The sequence below is a fragment of the Cupriavidus sp. Agwp_2 genome, from assembly GCF_040784895.1.
Taxonomy (GTDB): domain Bacteria; phylum Pseudomonadota; class Gammaproteobacteria; order Burkholderiales; family Burkholderiaceae; genus Cupriavidus.
The window spans coordinates 2,619,214-2,635,795 of the sequence record NZ_CP088083.1 but is presented as its reverse complement, the minus strand read 5'-3'; the positions used below and the strand labels follow the sequence as shown (position 1 = coordinate 2,635,795).

The window sequence follows — 16,582 nt, the reverse complement described above, 5'->3', positions numbered from 1 at the left end:
AGGATCGATAAAAAACCCCCATATTTTCAAGCGTTTACGAAACACCAATCACCCAACCCCATCCCCTGGCACGCTCCCTGCGATATCCCAACCGAGCGCGACACCAACCCGATGCTCGAACCCAACCCAAGCAACACCATCCGCACCAGGAGCCCATCATGACCACGCTGACCATCAACGACCTGACCACCATCGACACCCTGGACCAGAAGCGCATGCACGCCGTCCGCGGCGGCTTCGCCTACGTCCCGTTCGTCGCCGCCTACATGCCGCTGAAGCTGTCGATCGACAAGAGCATCACCGCCACGCAGGAAATCGCGCAAATGCAGACCGTCACCAACATGAACGGCAACGGCTCCGCGTTCCTGGACCACGTCAAGTCGAACGTCCACACCAACCAGAACGCCACCAACAACATCTACGGCTGAGCCCCACGCCATAGCTGCCAACGCACACACGCACACACATCGATACCCGGAGAACGATCATGCTGACCATCAAAGACCTGGCCGCCACCGAAACCCTCGACAGCAAGCGCATGCAAGCCGTGCGCGGCGGTCTCGCCTACATGCCTTTCGCGGCGGTCTACGCCCCGATCAAGCTCAAGCTCGACAGCAGCATCACCGCCACGCAGGAAATCGCGCAGATGCAGTCTGTCACCAACCTGAATGGCAACGGCTCGGCCTTCCTCGACCATGTCCGTTCGCATGTGGATACCAACCAGAACGCCAGCAACAATATCTATCGTTGAGAAGCTTGTTGAGATGGCGCTGCGCCGCGGGGGCGTCCCCGCGGCGCAATATGCGCCCATCCATGCCCGATCGCCCCTGATGCAGATCGGGGTTGGAGCGCGCGCCCGCGCGCACCACAATACAGACAGACATCCGCGGCCACGGCACGCCAGCGCGTCCCGCCCGCCGCGCACGCACGCAGGAACGCACCGTGCCCGTATCCCTTACTGCCGCTTCCAGGGTCATGCCGACCCAAGCCTCGCGCCGCCTTGCCTGGCTCGCATCCACAGCCTGCGCTGCGTTGCTGGCCGGCTGCGCCGATTTCCGGCCGCCGGTGTACCAGCGCCCGGAAACGCCGGCCAAGGCCGAATGGTCGCGCCAGGACTCGATCACGGTGTCGCCCAGGGAAGCGGTGCAGCCCAACTGGTGGCATAGCTTCAACGACCCGTACCTGAACGGGCTGATCGACCAGGCGCTGGCCGGCAACTACGACATCAAGGTGCTGGCCGCGCGCATCCGCGTGGCCAATGCCCAGATCGGCGAAGCGCGCGCCGGCGGGCTGCCGGTGATCGATATCGGCGCCGGTGCAAGCTTCGAGAAAAGCACCGGGCAGAAGTCGACCTGGACCTACAACGCCGGCGCGCAGCTGAACTGGGACATCGATATCTGGGGCAAGGTCGAAAAGGGCGTGCAGGCGCAGACGGCTGAGTTCCGCGCCACCGAAGCCGACTGGCGCGCCGGCTACCTGACGCTGGTGTCCAATGTATCGACCACTTACTTCACGATCCTGCAGTTCGACGAGCAGATCGAGCAGCAGACGCGCACCGTCGCCAAGAACGGTCAGATCCTCACCACCTACCAGGCCATGTACCAGAACGGCCTGGTGCCAAAAATCCGCGTGATGCAGCAGCAGGCCGAAATCAACCGGCTCAACAAGGATCTGCTGGAGCTGCGCCGCTCGCGCGATGTGGCGGAGAACGCGCTGGCGACGCTGGTGGGCGTGCCCGCGGGCAACCTCAAGGTGCCGGCGGGACGCCTGCAGGACCGCGTGAAGCCGCCTAGCGTGCCGGCTGGCCTGCCGTCGCAGTTGCTGGCGCGCCGTCCCGATATCGTCGCGGCCGAATATCGCGTGCTGGCGGCCTACAACATCGTTGGCCAGGCGCGGCTGGCGCAGCTGCCCACCATCAGCCTGACCGCGCGCGGCGGCACCGCCAGCTTTGCGCTGAGCGACCTGCTCAAGTCCTTCACCTTCGGCTTCATGCCCAGCATCAACCTGCCCATGCTCGATCCCAGCGTGCGCGCCCGCGTGAAAACCACGGAGGCGCAGGTGGGCGTGGCGGAAAACGAATATGGCCGCACCGTGATGACCGCGTTCGAAGAGGTGGAGAGCGCACTGGTCAACGTCGATGCGCACAAGAAGCAGCGCGTCGAGCTGCAGCAGCAGGTCGATCAGCTGCGCGTGGTCTCCGCGCAGATCGAGGCGCAACTCAAGGAAGGCGTGGTCTCGCAACTCGAGGTGTTCGAGACCGAGCGCTCGCTGCTGAACGCGCAGCTGCAGCTGTTGGCGGTCCACCAACAGATCCTGGCCGACACTGTCACGCTGTACAAGGCGCTTGGCGGCGGCTGGCCCGATGCCGAAGTGCGCAACACGGCGGCCAGCCAGCCGCAATAGTGCGCTCCCTGCCGCGCGGCGCGGGCCGGTTCCGGCTGCGCCCGCAGCGCGCTGAATCGCGACGTGACGCATGCGTACGCAACGCGTTGCGCAATGCGCGCGGCCATTGTCTCTTTTCCTGCCCAACGCCGTGAAAACACGCTTCTGCGCGCGTGCCGCAGCCGATTGACTAGCCTAAGCCGTCGCCTACTATGTTCTTAGTCGCTTCACCCCCCTTGGCCGGCCGCCGCGGCAGCCGCGCTGTTGGCTCCCTGGAAACATGGCTCCTGACGAAGCACTGATCATGGAAATGCCGGTGAAAATGGCCCAGGGGATCGCTCGGGACTCGAGCCAGGATCTGGGGCGGGAATTCGATGTGTTCCTGACGCCGGTCGCGCGGCCGGACCTGGGCGAGATCCGCATCGACGAAGACCTGTTCCCGGTCGGCCGCACCGAGCTGCCGTTTGCCGCTTATCCCGAAGACCTGGCCGCGCCGCTGTCGCGGCGCCACGCGCGCATTTTTGCCGAGCACGGCGCGGTCTATGTCGCTGACCTGGGCAGCAAGAACGGCACGCGCGTGAACGGTGCCGCGGTTGCGCGCCAGCCGGCGCAGCTGCGCGATGGCGATGAGGTGGCATTCGGTCCCGCGCTGTCGTTCCGCGTGCGGCTGTCGGCGCGCGCGCCGCAGCCGGAGCCGCCGCGGGTGGCGCTGACGCTGTTGCCCGAACGCAGCGATGTCGGCCTGCAGCCAATCCACGTCGACGGTTTCCCATACCTGATCAGCAAGGCCGACGATGCCTTTGCGCGCTATCGTGACAACTATCCGCAGCAGGTCAACTACCTGTCGCGGCGGCACGCGCACGTTTATCTGAAGGGCGGCGTGCCGTTCCTGGAGGACCTGGGCAGCACCAACGGCACCTTCGTCAACGGCAGGCGCCTGGCGGACCACGGCGTGGCGCTGGACAACGGCGACCGCATCGCGTTCGGCGGCAGCCATTTCGTCTACAAGGCCGAGGTCAGCCGCGCCGGCGACGACGATGCCACCGCGACGCGTTCGGTGCTGGAGCCTGCCGTGCCGGTGCCCGTGTCTGCCGAACCGAACGCAGGCGATGATGAGGACCGCACCACCTTCGTCGGCGCGGCCGATTCCTTCCTCGACATCTTCTGTGTCGACTACGCCGCGCACCAGGAAGACGAAGTCAACGCCGACGCCGAGGCACAGGCCGCGGCCGCCACCGCCGCGCCGGACGGTGCGCATCCGCCGCGCAAGCGCGGGCGCGTCGCGCTGCTGCTGGCGGAGGCGGCGCGCAGCTTTGGCCTGGACGACGGCGCACGCGTGCGGCGCGCCGCGCGCTGGGGCGGCGCGCTGTTGCTGCTGGCGGTGCTGGCCGGCGTGGCGCTCTACTGGCACGGCGCCGACGAGCGCGCGGTGCAGACGCTGCACGCGGCGGGCGACTATGCCGGCGCGGCAAGGGCTGCCGACAGCTATCTCGCACGCCACCCCGACGATGCCGAGGTGCAAGCGCTTGGCACCGAAGCGCTGCTGCGCGCCTATGTGCCTGGCTGGGTCACGAAGCTCAAGGCCGGCGACTTCGGTGGCGCCGATGACGCGCTCGCGCAGATGCGCAAGCTCGGCACGCATAACGCCGACGTCCGGCCGCTGGTGGCCGAGCTCGAATGGATCGGCCGGCTCGAACGCTATGCCGCACAGCGCGGCGCCGACGCCCCGGTCCGCCTCTACGCCGACGAGGCGCCGATCCGGCAGTTGCTGGCACACTGGAATCAGGACACCATCGCGCACCAGCGCGCGCTTGGGCGCATCGCCGCCGATGTGCCGGCCTTCCGCGATCTCTACGCCGAGGCACTCAGCGACGTGCGCCGGCTGCAGAACGATGCGTCGGTCTACCTGGCGGCGATTGCGCGGCTCGACACCAGCATCGCCACCGAACTCGGGCGCGACCGCCCGGAAGCGCTGCAGCCGGTAATCGCCGACTATCGCGAGAAGTATCCGCGCCTGTCGGGCCTGGACCAGGTGCAGGGCGACCTGGACCGCTATACTGCGCTGCTGCAGGCCTTGCGCGCCCGCCGCCCCGGCACGCTGGTGGCGCGGCTGGCCGACAGCCGCTTTGCCACGCCGCCGTTCCGGGCCCAGTTCGCGCAACTGGCACCGCGGCTGCCGCCGCCGGAGATGGCAACGCAGTACGCCAGCGCCGCCAGCGCGTGGCAGAAGGGTGACAGCAACACCGCGCTGGCAGGGATCAGGCAGATCCGCGGCGGTGCCTGGGCCGACGACGTGGCGCGCGACCTCGCGCACAAGCAGAAGGTGGCGGCGCAGTTTGCCGAGCTGCAGTCGGCGCGCGGCAGCAAGGGTTATGAAGACCGCCTGCTCGGCTTCTACGCCATGCTCGACGCCGACGAGGACAAGTTCTTCGCCAAGGCGGTGGAGGCCGATGTCAACGGCGTGCGCGACAGCGCGCTGCGGCGCGCGCGCGAACTGATGAGCAGCGCCGTCGCCGCGTGGAAGCAATACCGCAGCAACGGCGTGATCGGCAGCGAGCAGCGGCTCGAACCCGGCATCTCGCCAAAGTTCCGTGCGCAGGCCCGGCTGTTGTCGCAGGCGCAGGAAGACGCGCGCCAGGGCATGCGCATCTTTACGCAGCTGCGCGCCGGCGAAAGTGCCGACCTGGCGCAGCTGGCCAAGGTCGAGGAAGAGATCCGTGCCGAGGCCGACCATCAGCGCCATGCGTTGCAAGAGCTGCGCACCGTGCTCGATCCCGCCGTACTCAAGACCAAGCTTGAGCTGATCGGCGGCGAAGACAGCGGCAAGGTTCCCGCGGATGCCGCCACTACAGACGCGGCCGCCGCGCCGCCAAAGCCAGCGAGGCAACCATGAAGGACGATTCCCGCCAGGCTGGCCTGAAGCCGTTGTCCGAAGCGCTGGAAGACCACAGCGCCGAAGGCATCGGCCTGCTGACCGCCGAGCCTTCGCGGCTGGGCATGCTGACCATCGTCACTACGTTTGCGCTGGTGATGTGCGGGCTGGTGTGGTCATTCGTCGGCCATGCCGATGTCATCGTCACCGCGCAGGGAACGCTGGCCCCCGAATCGGAAGTGCGGCGCTTCTATGCGCCGGTCGACGGCGAGCTGGCCGACCTGTACGTCGCCGAAGGGCAGCCGGTGTCCAAGGACGACGTGCTGGCGCGGCTGAACGCGCGCGGCGCGATCGAGGCCGCCGCCAATGCGCTGGAGGCGCAGCTCAAGCTGGAGGATTCCGAGCGCGACTGGAAGCAGTTCCCGGAGAAGAAGGCGCTGATGGAACGCCGCGCGGCCGCGCTCAAGCAGCAGATCGACGTGGCCACGCGCCAGCACGAGAATCGCCTGGCCCAGGGCACCACGCGGCTGGCCGAGGAACAGCGCGCGCAGCTGCAGGAAGCGCGCAGCAACCTGGAGAACAGCCGGCGTGCGCGCGAGTTCGCGCGCCAGGAACAGGACCGCTATGCGCGCCTGCTGGCGCTGCCAGGTGGTGGCGGTGTCTCGCAGTCGCAGGTCGATGCCAAGCGCGCCGCGGCGCAGGACGCCGAGAACAACCTGCGCGTGGCGCAGTCTCGGCTGAGCGAACTCGACGCGCGACTGGCCCGCGAGATGACCCAGGCCGGCGCGCTGCTCGAAAGCAGCGGGCAAGACCTGGCCGGGCTGCGCGTGCAGTACGACGCCGCGATGCGCGAAATCGCCAGTACCGAAGACAAGCTGCGGCTGCAGGTGCAGACCGCCCGGCTGGTGGCCGACGCGGCCGCGCGCATCCGCTTCGAGAACATCGACAAGGACAACTTCCTGCTGATCCTGGCGCCGGTGTCGGGCGTGATCACTGACGTCACCTCTACCCAGCGCGGCGACAAGGTGCAGGCCAATTCGCCGCTGGGCGGGATTGCGCCCAAGGACGCGCGCCCGGTGGTCAAGATCGTCATCGCCGAGCGCGACCGCGCCTTCCTGCGCGAAGGGCTGCCGGTCAAGCTCAAGTTCAGCGCATTCCCGTACCAGCGCTACGGGATCCTGGAAGGCACGCTCGAATTCATTTCGCCCGCGACCAAGCCGGGCCCCGACAAGCAGCCGGTCTACGAAGGCAGGGTGCGCCTCGCGCGCGACTACTACACCGTGGCCGACAGCAAGTATCCGTTGCGCTATGGCATGACTGCCACGGCGGAGATCGTGGTGCGCGAGCGCCGTCTGATCGACCTGGGGCTCGACCCCTTCCGCGAGGTGGCGGGATAAATGCCGGCAGCAGCCGGGGGAACACAGGAACACCCGATCTGGAAGCCCGTGCGCACGCACCGGGCCGTCAAAGGAGCCTAGACATGACTGGCATTGTCCGTATCGACGACGAGGTGCTCGGCGTCGAGGAATTCGTGCGGCTGCTCAAGCTGACCGGGCAGTTCGAAGGGCTGGTCGAGCAGATGGTGCGCGACAAGCTGACCGTGCATGCAGCGAAACGGCAGGGCATGGTGGTCACGCCCGAGGAAATCCAGGAGCGCGCCGACCAGTTCCGCCGCGTGCAGGGGCTGCATCGCGCCGCCGACATGAACCACTACCTCGACGCGCTGAACGTCAGCCTCGACGAGTTCGAAGCGTTCATCACCGACAACCTGTACCAGGAGCGGATGATGGAACAGGTCTGCAGCGAGGGTGCGGTGCAGGAGTACTTTTCGCTCAACTCGCCGCGCTTCGACAGCATCGAGGTCAGCCATATCGTGGTCGACAGCGAAGGCAAGGCCAAGGAGCTGATCTCTTACCTGCAGGACGATCCCGACAGCTTCGCCGAGATGGCGCGCGAGCATTCGATCGCCGACACGCGCGAGCACGGCGGCGAGATCGGCAAGGTGCTGCGCGGCTCGCTCAAGACCGATATCGAGGCCAAGGTGTTCAACGCGGAGCCGGGCGACCTGCTGGGACCGTTCCCGGCGCCGGACCGCTCTTTCTTCGAGGTCTTCCTGGTGCGCGCCAAGCATCCCGCCACGCTCGACAGCGAAGTCGCGGTCGAAGTGCGACGGCTGCTGCGCGAGGGCTGGCTGATGGGCAGGGCGCAGGAACATGTCATCGAAGCCCGCTAGCGAGTCTGGCGAATCGGCCGCCGCCACTGCCCCGACTGCCCCGACGGCCCCGACGGCCCCGACAGCCTCGGGAATGGCCGAGGGCGGATCCGCGCTGGCCGTTTTCCTGGCCAGCGTGGAAATCCTGTCGGTGCTGACGCCTGAGGAGCTGGCGCGCCTGGCCGACGCCGCGCAGGTGCTGACCTTTGGCTTTGGCGACACGGTCTGCAATGCCGGCGAAGCTGCGCCTGGCCTGTTTATCGTCAAGTCGGGCTCCGTGCGCGTGTTCAACGAAGAGCATGGCAAGGAAATCAGCATGGGCGTGCGCAAGGCCGGCGAGGTCTTTGCGGATATCGCGCTGCTGCGCGAGTACCGGCACGAATCGTCGGTGCGCGCCTCGGGCAAGACCGAGTTGCTGATGATCCCGCGCAGCGTGGCCGAACCGGTGGTAGCCGGCAACCCGGCCGCGCTGTCCTTTGTTACCAGCTATGTCGCGATCAGTTCCGCCGGCGGCTTTGTCGCGCGGTTGTTCGACCTGCGCGGCAAGCTCGACAAGCAGGAACTGGCGGACGCCGTGCGCAGCGTTGGCGTCAAGCGCGTGGGAGCGGGCAAGGAGATCCTGAAGCAGGACGGGCGCGAGGACCGCCGCCTGTACGTGGTGCGCCAGGGCACCGTGCGCGTGGTGCGCAGCGAGGAGGGCAGCGAGTTCCCGCTGGCGACGCTGGGGCAGGGCGACATCTTCGGCGAGCGCGCCTGCGTGATGCGGCAGGAGCAGCTGGCATCGGCCATCGCCGAGACCGACGTGCGCCTGCTGGTCATCCCCGAGAAGACCGTGCAGCTGATCCTTGAGCGCAACCCGCGCCTGCGCGAGGTGCTGGAAGAGCGCATCCGCGCGCTCGACCGCGAGCTGCATCGGCAGAAGAAGCTGGCCGAGCGGCGCAAGCGCCCGGTGCTGCTGGACCTGCATTCGAAGCCCGAGCTGGGCGAGAAGATGATCCGCCGCTTCGGCCTGGTCGAGCAGGCCGAGGAGATGGACTGCGGCGCGGCCTGCCTGGCGATGATCTGCCGGCACTACGGCATCCCGATGACGCTGGGCAAGCTGCGCGAGCTGGCCAACGTGACCACGCAGGGGGCCACGCTCGACAGCCTGGCGCGTGCGGGCGAGTCGCTGGGCTTCACCACGCGCGGCGTGCAATGCACGCGCGACTCGCTGATGGGCTTCGAGCTGCCGTTCATCGTGCACTGGGAGGGCTACCACTACGTTGTGGTGTACGGCATCTCGTCGCGCTGGGTGTGGGTGGCCGATCCCGCCATCGGCTTCCGCAAGATGAGCGCGGAAGAGTTCGAGCGCGGCTGGAGCGGCACCTGCCTGCTGTTCTCGCCGGGCGAGAGCATGACGCAGCTGTCGGTGCAGCGCTCGCCGTGGCTGCGTTTCATCAGCTACCTGGCGCCGTACAAGAAGATCCTGGCGCACCTGTTCCTGGCCACCTTCGTGATCCAGATGCTGGGCGTGGTGCCGCCGCTGATCATCCAGAACATCCTCGACGGTGTGGTGGTGCACCAGAACGTGGGGCTGCTGCACCTGCTGATCGCCGGGCTCATCATCGCCAACGTGTTCTCACAGCTGATGTCGACGATCCGCGCGTACCTGGCCAACTTCATGGTGCGCAACATGGATTTCGCCATGATGTCGCACTTCTTCAAGCACACGATGTCGCTGCCGCTCTCGTTCTTCGCCAAGCGCAAGACCGGCGACATCTTCGCGCGCTTCCAGGAGAACCAGACCATCCGCGCCTTCCTGACCGAGTCGACGGTGACCACGGCGCTGAACCTGCTGATGGTGTTTATCTACTTCACCATCATGTTCCTCTACAACGTCAAGCTGACGCTGCTGCTGATTGCCTTCGTGATCCCGATCGCGGCGCTGACGATCGTGGTGACGCCGAAGGTCAAGACCTATGCGCGCGAGGTCTTTGCCGCGTCGACCGATGCCAAGGCCTACCTGATGGAAACGCTGGGCGGCGCCGAGACCGTCAAGGGCATGGGCATCGAGCGCCCGGTGCGGCTGCGCTGGGAGCGCAAGTACACCAAGGCGCTGGAGGCGCAGTACAAGGCGCAGGCGTTCCATATCCTGGTGGGGCTGGTGAGCCAGCTGCTCAACGCCGCCACCACCATCGCGGTGCTGTGGGTGGGCGCGACGCTGGTGCTGGAGCGCGAGCTGACCATCGGCCAGCTGATCGCTTTCAACGCCTTCATGGGCAGCGTGCTGGCGCCGTTGATGGGTCTGGTCGCCCTGTGGAGCCAGCTCAACGATGCGGGCGTGGCGATGGAGCGGCTTGGCGACGTGCTCGACCTGGAGCCGGAGCAGAAGCCGCAGGACGTGCTGTCGCGCGTGATGCTGCCCGACCTGCAGGGCGAGATCGTGATGAAGGACCTGTATTTCCGCTACGGCGGCGAAGACACGCCCTACGTGCTGGAGAACATCAGCTTCACCATCCGGCCAGGCGAGATGGTCGCCATCGTCGGGCGCAGCGGTTCGGGCAAGACCACGCTGGCCAAGCTGCTGGTGGGCTTCTACAAGCCGACCGAGGGCTCGATGTCGGTGGACGGCTATGACCTCAACGTGATCGACGCCGCGTTCTACCGCGCGCAGGTCGGCTATGTGATGCAGTCCAACCTGCTGTTCTCCGGCACGATCGCCGAGAACATCGCCTGCGGCGACGACAGTCCCGACCGCCGCCGCATCGAGGAAGTGGCGCGCATGGCCGACGCCCATGCCTTTATCAGCAAGCTGCCGCTCGGCTACGAGCAGGTGGTGGGCGAGCGCGGCATGGGGTTGTCGGGCGGGCAGATCCAGCGGCTGTGCATCGCCCGTGCGCTGTACCACGACCCGCGGCTGCTGGTGTTCGACGAAGCCACCTCGGCGCTGGATACGCAATCTGAAAGCAACATCCTGGCGAACATGCAGGAGATCCTGCGTGGGCGCACCGCGGTCATCATCGCGCACCGCCTCAGTACCATCATGCAGGCCGACAAGATCCTGGTGCTGTATGAAGGCGCGATCGTCGAGCAGGGCAGGCACGAAGAACTGCTGGAACGCAAGGGCATGTATTTCCAACTGGTGCAGAAGCAACTGAGCGCAGCATGAAGCTATTCAACCAGGGTGCCACCCCCGCCTCGGTGACCTCGCCGGTGTCGTTCGCCGGGCTGATCGAGAAGATCGAGATCCTGCGCTCGACGCTGCGCTGGGCATCCCGGCTAGACCGGCCCGATATCGAGAAGCTGCTCAAGCAGGCCACCACGCTGCGCGACGAGGTAATGGGGCTGTCGCACAAGGAGCGCTTCGTGCAGGCGGCAACCTCGGCCGATGCCGAAGCCGCGCCGCCGGCGCAGGAAGTCGAGCGCATGCCGCGTGAGCGGCGCCAGGCGCTGATGGAGCGCAGCTTTATCTTCGAGGGCACCTTTGGCGACAACCCCAAGCTGCTCGAAGCGCTGGAAATTGCCGAGAAAGCCGCGCCAACCGACCTGCCGGTGCTGATCGACGGCGAGAGCGGCACCGGCAAGGAACTGATGGCCAAGGTGATCCACGCCAATGGTTCGCGCACGGACAAGCCGTTCATCTCGGTCAACTGCGGCGCGATTCCCGACAGCCTGCTCGAATCCGAGCTGTTCGGCCACAAGAAGGGGGCATTCACCGGCGCCAGCAACGACCGGCGAGGCAAGTTCGAGAGCGCGCATACCGGCACCATCTTCCTGGACGAGATCGGGGAGTTGCCGCTGACCGGGCAGGTCAAGCTGCTGCGCGTGCTGGAGGCGCACGAGATCCAGCGCGTGGGCTCGGACGAGATCATCTCGGTCGACACGCGCATCGTTGCCGCCACCAACAAGGACCTGCGCAAGATGAGCGAGGTCGGCACCTTCCGCGAAGACCTGTTCTACCGACTGAGCGTCATCCACGTCAGCCTGCCGGCGCTGCGCGAGCGGCATGACGAGATCCCGCTGCTGGTGTCCTACTTCAGCGACGAGGCCGCCAGCATGCTCAAGCGCGCGCCGGTCAGGCTGACGCCGCGGCTGCGCGATTTCCTGCTGCACTACGACTACCCGGGCAATATCCGCGAGCTGCGCAACCTGATGTACCGGCTCTCGTGCCTGGCCGGCGACACCGCCGACCTGGCGCACCTGCCGCAGGACATCCGGCCCAAGCCGGCGGCGCTGGCGGTGGTTGGGGCGGTGGGGGCAGGTGCGGCGGACATCGCCATGCCGACGTCGCTCAGCGAGGCCAAGCGCGCGGCCAGCGACGAAGCCGAGCGCGCCTTCCTGGAACGCGGGCTGCAGGAGGTTGGCGGCACCGTGGCCGAGCTGGCGCGGCGCTTCGACATGAACCGCTCGCACCTGCAGATGCTGCTGAAGAAGCACGGCATCCACTCCAAGGATTTCCGCGCCAGCCGGCAGGCGGACGGGAGCAAGGGGTAGGGGCGGTACTCGGTAGGGGCGGGGCTCAGGTGTCCAGCTCGGGATTGACCAGCGTTTTGTCCGAGCCGTAGGGGTCGGCAGCGCGGATCACCACCACCGAGATGTTGTCGCGCCCGCCGGCATCGAGCGCCATCTTCAGCAGCGTCTGCGCGGCTTGCGGCGGGTCCTGTTGCGCCAGCACCGCGGCGATGTCGGGGTCGTCGACCTCATTGCTCAATCCGTCGCTGCACAGCAGGAAGATGTCGCCATCGGCAACGTCGGTCAGCAGCTGTTCCGGCATCAGCGTCGCCGCTGCGCCGACCGCGCGCGTGATGGTGTTCTGCGCCGGATGATGGCGTGCCTGGTCGGGCGTGATCAGCCCGCGCGCCAGCAGGCGTTCGACCTGGTTGTGGTCGCGCGTCAGCCGCACCAGCTCGCCGCCGCGCAGCCGGTACAGCCGACTGTCGCCGGCCCACAGGCAGCCGCAGCGGCGGTCGCCGGCCAGCATCACCACCACCGTGCTGCCGATGCAGCGCACGCCCAGCCGCGCGGCTTCATCGACCAGCGCGAGGTTGACGCCCTGCATCGCCGCACGCGTGGCCTCCATCCGGTCTTCCAGCAACGGCTGCGGCGGCAGCGCGGCCAGCGCCTGGACCACGGCCTGGCTGGCAAAGTCGCCGACGGCGTGTCCTCCCATGCCGTCGGCGACCGCCCACAACTGCTGCGCAGGCAGGTCCAGGCACGCATCCTCGTTGCGTTCGCGTACGCGGCCCACATCGGTGCAGGCCGCCGAGGTCCACTGAAAGTGCGAATCGAAACCCAAATCTAGCCTCCGCTCCGCATCGCGCCCCTTTGTTGCCCCTTTGGTGCCTTTGGTGCCTCCTCGCGCCGGGGCGTGCCACGACGCTCGCTCAGACCAAGCGGCCGTCGTTCCTCGCGCCCTGGTCACCCTGGACACTGATATTGGAGTTGGGCGCGTTATTGCGGATATCGATGTTCTGGAACTGGTTGTTCATCTGATCAGCATAGAAGCTGTAGTTGATCTCGTAAAAGTTGATCACTGCGCCAGCCGGCACCGGCGACGACGGCACGAACGGGCGGATCCACCCGAACACCCACTGCCCGCCGGCACCGCGCACGCGGGCCATGGCGTCGGATGCAAGTTCGCGGCAGCTGGCAAGGTCGTGGATAGCTAGGGTGGCCATGTTTCTGTCTCCGGTAGTAGCGGCGTGGCGCCGGGGGCGGTACCGGATTAGAGCAAGGCGCGTGCCATGGACAGCGGCGGCTGGCCGGGTCGGCGCCAGCGTGCCATCCGGCGCGGCTGGCCGGGCTGCGGCACGGCGTCGCGCCATCAGCGCACCGGCAGCTTGCGTTGGCCTGGCGCCGACACCTGCGCGAACACGTGTCGGCATTTCCCCATCACTGGGCTGCTCACGGGCCAAGCCGGCTTCAACCGCAATATTCTTCTGTTATGTGACGCAGACCACCGATGCAGCACGTGCCCGCGGCGACACTGAGCCCTCACGCAACATTGCGAGGGCGTCATGCTGATCCTGCTGACCATCGTCGAACCCCTGAACCGCCTTGGACTAAGCGTCGTGAGGACACCTTTCTGGGGGCATCGGGATATATGCGTGACAGACGACTTCGGCAACCTTACCGAATGCGAGTCGCTTGGACAGGCACTGGCATTCGCGGCGGACCTCCAGTCGCACTGAGGCACGGCCGCTGCGAATCCTCGATGGTGGGTGGGGGCTGTGTCGGGTGACTTCCGGCAAGAGGATTTTGATATACTCCCCTCCTGCTTCAGGGTCCCCTCGCCGTAGTTCAATGGATAGAACGAGCGCCTCCTAAGCGCTAGATACAGGTTCGATTCCTGTCGGCGGGACCATTCCTTCAGTAAATTCTTCCCCTCCCAGTCCGATCGCCTCCGGGGCCAATTGCGCCTTTCGTTGCCTATACTTTCGCAAAGGCAAAAGGTTGCGTTCCGGGCACCTGCCCGCGGCGGCCTTGCCAGACAGGGAGATTGCCATGGCACGTGTCGGACTGCTCGTACGTTCACTGGCGTTGTTGCCGCTTCTTGGGCTCGCCAGCTGCATCTCGGTGCAACGAACGGTTTCCGATCCACCGCCGAGCGGTCGTACGGTCATCGTGCCGCCGGGGTCCACCGTGACCTGCACGCCTGGGCCGTGCGAGGTGCGGTAAGCGGTTCGGCTGCCAGCAATCAAGCCGCGTTGCGCTCCGCAATCCGAGCATAGCGTTGCTCAGTGCGCGCTCGTCTTCGAGAAAAGCTGAATTACCGCGACGCCGGCAATAATCAGGCCAATGCCCAGGCAAGCCGCCAGGTCTGGAATCTGCCGGTACAGCACCACCGCAATCAGCGACACCAGCACGATCCCGGCACCGCTCCAGATCGCGTACGCAATCCCCACCGGCACGGTCCGCATCACCAGCATCAGCAGCCAGAACGCCGCCACGTAGCCGCCGACCACCAGCACGCTGGGCACCAGCCGGGTAAAGCCTTGCGAGGCCTTCAGGCTGCTGGTGGCAATGACTTCGGCGACGATGGCGAGGGCGAGAAGCAGGTATCCGTTCATGGCTGGGGCTGGAAAGTGGGGGCGGTGCCAAACCGGCATCTTAGCGCCGCCGCCATGTTGCGCCAAAGCCTCCTCCCTCCCTTGCGGTGGTTGTGCGAAGCGGCAAAGCGGTTTTGAATGGCACAAAAACATAGAACAAAGGCAGGTCCCGCGCGGGCCTGCGGCACAAGGCAGTCGCGGTATTGCGGCCTGACCAAGCCGGCACGAACTTCCGATGCCGGCGGCTGGCTTTGGGGTAAGGGGAGCGGTATGAGTCACACCGGTATCGACGGAACCACCGTCTGGCCGAAAACGCAGTTCGGGGAGCCGGCGCCCGCGCCGGACGCGACGCCGTGGCAGGACACCATCGCCGCCGCGGACCATGCGTTGGAGGAAGCCACGCGTATCCAGCGCGGCGTGGAGCACAACCTCAAGCTGATGCAGGAAGTCCGGTCGCTGCGCGAAGAGCTGCGCAAGGCCCATGCGCAGATCGACCGCTACCGGGGCATGCATGCGCGGGTGGTGGTGGGCATGCGGCAGCTGGAGGACGACCACACCGGGGCCATGAGCCGGCTCAAGGCAGAGAACGAGATGCTGCTGGTGCGCCACCGGGTCTACAAGCTGATGGCCGAGCACTACGCCCGCATGGCGCTGCGGCTGGACCCGCAGACCTTTGCCGCGCACCGCGACCGCGTGCTGCAGCACATCCTGTTCCAGCGCCGCAAGGGCGTGCCGCCGGACGAGATCCGCGCCGCCGACGTTGGCTTCCTGATGCTGTAGCCGCGCCCGGGTGGGGGCGCTCAGACCGCTCAGGCTGCTCAGGCCGCGCGCGGTCTCAGCACGTAGAACGCCAGCATGCCGCCGACCACGCCCCAGAACGCCGAGCCGATGCCTGCCAGGGTCATGCCCGAGGCGGTGATCATGAAGGTCAGCAGCGCGGCTTCGCGCTCCGCCGGGGTCTGCATGGCGACGGTCAGGCCGTTGGCGATCGAGCCCAGCAGCGCGAACGCGGTCACGCCGACCACCAGCGCCCTGGGGAAGGCGGCGAACAGCGCGGCGATGCTGGCAGCCAGCGTGCCCGCCACCAGGTAGCCGATGCCGCAGACCACGGCCGCGGTATAGCGGCGGTTGCGGTCCGGGTCGGCCTGCGGGCCGGTGCAGATGGCGGCGGTAATCGCCGCCAGGTTGATGCCGTGCGAGCCGAACGGCGCCACCACGGCCGACGCCAGCCCGGTAACCGTGATCAGGCGCGAGGCCGGCACGTGGTAGCCGTCGGCGCGCAGCACCGCCAGCCCCGGGATGTTCTGCGACGCCAGCGCGACGATAAAGAGCGGAATCGCCATGCTGATGAAGGCCGACAGCGAGAACGCCGGTGTGGTCCATACCGGCACGGCCAGCTCCAGCCGCATACCGGAGAAATCAAGCTGGCCGATTACGCCGGCAATGGCCACCCCGGTCGCCAGCACGCCCGGCACCGCGTAGGCCGGCCACAGCTTCTTGCCCAGCAGATAGGCGGCGAACATGGCCAGCAGCAGCACGGTCTGGTGTTGCGCCTGCACGAACACATCCACGCTGATCCGGAACAGGATGCCGGCCAGCAGCGCCGAGGCGATGCTGGCCGGCAACGCCCGCATCAGCTTGTCGAACCAGCCGGTCATGCCGGCGGCGACCATCAGCAGCGCGGACATCAGGAAGGCGCCGATCGCCTCGGGATAGGGCACGCCGGGCAGGCTGGCGATCAGCAGCGCGGCGCCGGGCGTTGACCAGGCCACCACGATCGGCATGCGCGATGCCAGCGACAGGCCGAGGGTGGTCACGCCCATGCCGATCGACAGCGCCCAGATCCACGACGAGACCTGCGCGTCGGTCAGGTGCGCGGCCTGGCCGGCCTGGATCATCAGCACCAGCGAGCTGGCATAGCCGGTGAGCGTGGCGACCAGCCCGGCAACGAGCGCGGAGACGGACAGGTCGGAAAATTTCAGTGAAGCGGTGGTCATCGGGGAGGCGCGGAAAAGGAGCGCGCACATTGGCACGGCCGCCATGTTCGCACGAGTGCCTTGGCCGTACCAATCCGCCGCACCGGTCTTC

The 16,582-nt window shown here is 67.0% G+C and carries 14 protein-coding genes and 1 tRNA gene; 11 read left to right on the top strand and 4 right to left on the bottom strand.

Features of this window, described 5'->3' with window-relative positions; genetic code table 11:
* Nucleotides 1-158 precede the first annotated feature (158 nt).
* From LPA45_RS12380 to LPA45_RS12345, 8 genes are all read left to right on the top strand, one after another.
* On the top strand, nucleotides 159-428 hold the full coding sequence (locus LPA45_RS12380) for a hypothetical protein (protein WP_063241792.1): 270 nt from the start codon (nucleotides 159-161) through the stop codon (nucleotides 426-428).
* Nucleotides 429-487: 59 nt separating this feature from the next.
* Nucleotides 488-751, top strand: coding sequence for a hypothetical protein (locus LPA45_RS12375; RefSeq protein WP_116320903.1), 264 nt, complete (start codon nucleotides 488-490; stop codon nucleotides 749-751).
* Between the two features lie 224 nt (nucleotides 752-975).
* Entirely contained in the window at nucleotides 976-2,403 is a 1,428-nt protein-coding gene (locus LPA45_RS12370) for an efflux transporter outer membrane subunit (RefSeq protein WP_116320904.1), read from the top strand.
* Nucleotides 2,404-2,662: 259 nt separating this feature from the next.
* Nucleotides 2,663-5,275 (top strand): FHA domain-containing protein, encoded by a 2,613-nt coding sequence (locus LPA45_RS12365; protein ID WP_317924171.1) that lies wholly within the window; start codon nucleotides 2,663-2,665, stop codon nucleotides 5,273-5,275.
* Nucleotides 5,272-6,651 (top strand): HlyD family efflux transporter periplasmic adaptor subunit, encoded by a 1,380-nt coding sequence (locus tag LPA45_RS12360; protein ID WP_317924172.1) that lies wholly within the window; start codon nucleotides 5,272-5,274, stop codon nucleotides 6,649-6,651. Before LPA45_RS12365 ends, LPA45_RS12360 begins: the two co-directional genes overlap by 4 nt.
* An 83-nt stretch (nucleotides 6,652-6,734) precedes the next feature.
* The gene (locus LPA45_RS12355) at nucleotides 6,735-7,487 is read left to right on the top strand and encodes a peptidylprolyl isomerase (RefSeq protein WP_317924173.1); all 753 of its coding nucleotides are present in this window, start codon (nucleotides 6,735-6,737) and stop codon (nucleotides 7,485-7,487) included.
* A 73-nt stretch (nucleotides 7,488-7,560) separates the two neighbouring features.
* On the top strand, nucleotides 7,561-10,614 hold the full coding sequence (locus tag LPA45_RS12350; protein ID WP_317924174.1) for a peptidase domain-containing ABC transporter: 3,054 nt from the start codon (nucleotides 7,561-7,563) through the stop codon (nucleotides 10,612-10,614).
* On the top strand, nucleotides 10,611-11,939 hold the full coding sequence (locus LPA45_RS12345; RefSeq protein ID WP_317924176.1) for a sigma-54-dependent Fis family transcriptional regulator: 1,329 nt from the start codon (nucleotides 10,611-10,613) through the stop codon (nucleotides 11,937-11,939). The genes LPA45_RS12350 and LPA45_RS12345 overlap by 4 nt, the downstream gene beginning before the upstream one ends.
* A gap of 25 nt (nucleotides 11,940-11,964) precedes the next feature.
* On the opposite strand, the gene LPA45_RS12340 is transcribed toward LPA45_RS12345, so the two are convergent.
* Complete coding sequence (locus LPA45_RS12340; RefSeq protein WP_116320910.1) at nucleotides 11,965-12,741, bottom strand: PP2C family serine/threonine-protein phosphatase; 777 nt, start codon at nucleotides 12,739-12,741, stop codon at nucleotides 11,965-11,967.
* Nucleotides 12,742-12,829: 88 nt separating this feature from the next.
* The gene (locus LPA45_RS12335; RefSeq protein ID WP_116320911.1) at nucleotides 12,830-13,123 is read right to left on the bottom strand and encodes a hypothetical protein; all 294 of its coding nucleotides are present in this window, start codon (nucleotides 13,121-13,123) and stop codon (nucleotides 12,830-12,832) included.
* A 339-nt stretch (nucleotides 13,124-13,462) separates the two neighbouring features.
* Between LPA45_RS12335 and LPA45_RS12330 the strand changes: the two genes are divergently transcribed.
* Both LPA45_RS12330 and LPA45_RS12325 read left to right on the top strand, forming a co-directional pair.
* A complete protein-coding gene (locus LPA45_RS12330) occupies nucleotides 13,463-13,636 on the top strand; it encodes a hypothetical protein (protein WP_158577676.1) in 174 nt (57 codons plus the stop codon).
* Between the two features lie 98 nt (nucleotides 13,637-13,734).
* A tRNA-Arg gene (locus LPA45_RS12325) sits at nucleotides 13,735-13,809 on the top strand.
* Between the two features lie 373 nt (nucleotides 13,810-14,182).
* On the opposite strand, the gene LPA45_RS12320 is transcribed toward LPA45_RS12325, so the two are convergent.
* Nucleotides 14,183-14,515 (bottom strand): multidrug efflux SMR transporter, encoded by a 333-nt coding sequence (locus LPA45_RS12320; RefSeq protein ID WP_116320912.1) that lies wholly within the window; start codon nucleotides 14,513-14,515, stop codon nucleotides 14,183-14,185.
* A gap of 249 nt (nucleotides 14,516-14,764) precedes the next feature.
* Between LPA45_RS12320 and LPA45_RS12315 the strand changes: the two genes are divergently transcribed.
* Nucleotides 14,765-15,274 carry a hypothetical protein gene (locus LPA45_RS12315; protein ID WP_317924179.1) on the top strand — a complete coding sequence of 170 codons (510 nt, stop codon included), beginning with the start codon at nucleotides 14,765-14,767 and terminating at the stop codon, nucleotides 15,272-15,274.
* Between the two features lie 38 nt (nucleotides 15,275-15,312).
* Here the strand turns inward: LPA45_RS12315 and LPA45_RS12310 are convergent, their stop codons facing one another.
* The gene (locus LPA45_RS12310; protein WP_317924181.1) at nucleotides 15,313-16,491 is read right to left on the bottom strand and encodes a benzoate/H(+) symporter BenE family transporter; all 1,179 of its coding nucleotides are present in this window, start codon (nucleotides 16,489-16,491) and stop codon (nucleotides 15,313-15,315) included.
* Nucleotides 16,492-16,582 lie beyond the last annotated feature (91 nt).

What these genes read in the sequence shown, in the direction of transcription:
- LPA45_RS12380 (WP_063241792.1), top strand. Translation starts at nt 159, where the DNA reads ATGACCACGCTGACCATCAACGACCTGACCACCATCGACACCCTGGAC.
- LPA45_RS12375 (WP_116320903.1), top strand. Translation starts at nt 488, where the DNA reads ATGCTGACCATCAAAGACCTGGCCGCCACCGAAACCCTCGACAGCAAG.
- LPA45_RS12370 (WP_116320904.1), top strand. Translation starts at nt 976, where the DNA reads ATGCCGACCCAAGCCTCGCGCCGCCTTGCCTGGCTCGCATCCACAGCC.
- LPA45_RS12365 (WP_317924171.1), top strand. Translation starts at nt 2,663, where the DNA reads ATGGCTCCTGACGAAGCACTGATCATGGAAATGCCGGTGAAAATGGCC.
- LPA45_RS12360 (WP_317924172.1), top strand. Translation starts at nt 5,272, where the DNA reads ATGAAGGACGATTCCCGCCAGGCTGGCCTGAAGCCGTTGTCCGAAGCG.
- LPA45_RS12355 (WP_317924173.1), top strand. Translation starts at nt 6,735, where the DNA reads ATGACTGGCATTGTCCGTATCGACGACGAGGTGCTCGGCGTCGAGGAA.
- LPA45_RS12350 (WP_317924174.1), top strand. Translation starts at nt 7,561, where the DNA reads ATGGCCGAGGGCGGATCCGCGCTGGCCGTTTTCCTGGCCAGCGTGGAA.
- LPA45_RS12345 (WP_317924176.1), top strand. Translation starts at nt 10,611, where the DNA reads ATGAAGCTATTCAACCAGGGTGCCACCCCCGCCTCGGTGACCTCGCCG.
- LPA45_RS12335 (WP_116320911.1), bottom strand. Translation starts at nt 13,123, where the DNA reads ATGGCCACCCTAGCTATCCACGACCTTGCCAGCTGCCGCGAACTTGCA.
- LPA45_RS12330 (WP_158577676.1), top strand. Translation starts at nt 13,463, where the DNA reads ATGCTGATCCTGCTGACCATCGTCGAACCCCTGAACCGCCTTGGACTA.
- LPA45_RS12320 (WP_116320912.1), bottom strand. Translation starts at nt 14,515, where the DNA reads ATGAACGGATACCTGCTTCTCGCCCTCGCCATCGTCGCCGAAGTCATT.
- LPA45_RS12315 (WP_317924179.1), top strand. Translation starts at nt 14,765, where the DNA reads ATGAGTCACACCGGTATCGACGGAACCACCGTCTGGCCGAAAACGCAG.
- LPA45_RS12310 (WP_317924181.1), bottom strand. Translation starts at nt 16,491, where the DNA reads ATGACCACCGCTTCACTGAAATTTTCCGACCTGTCCGTCTCCGCGCTC.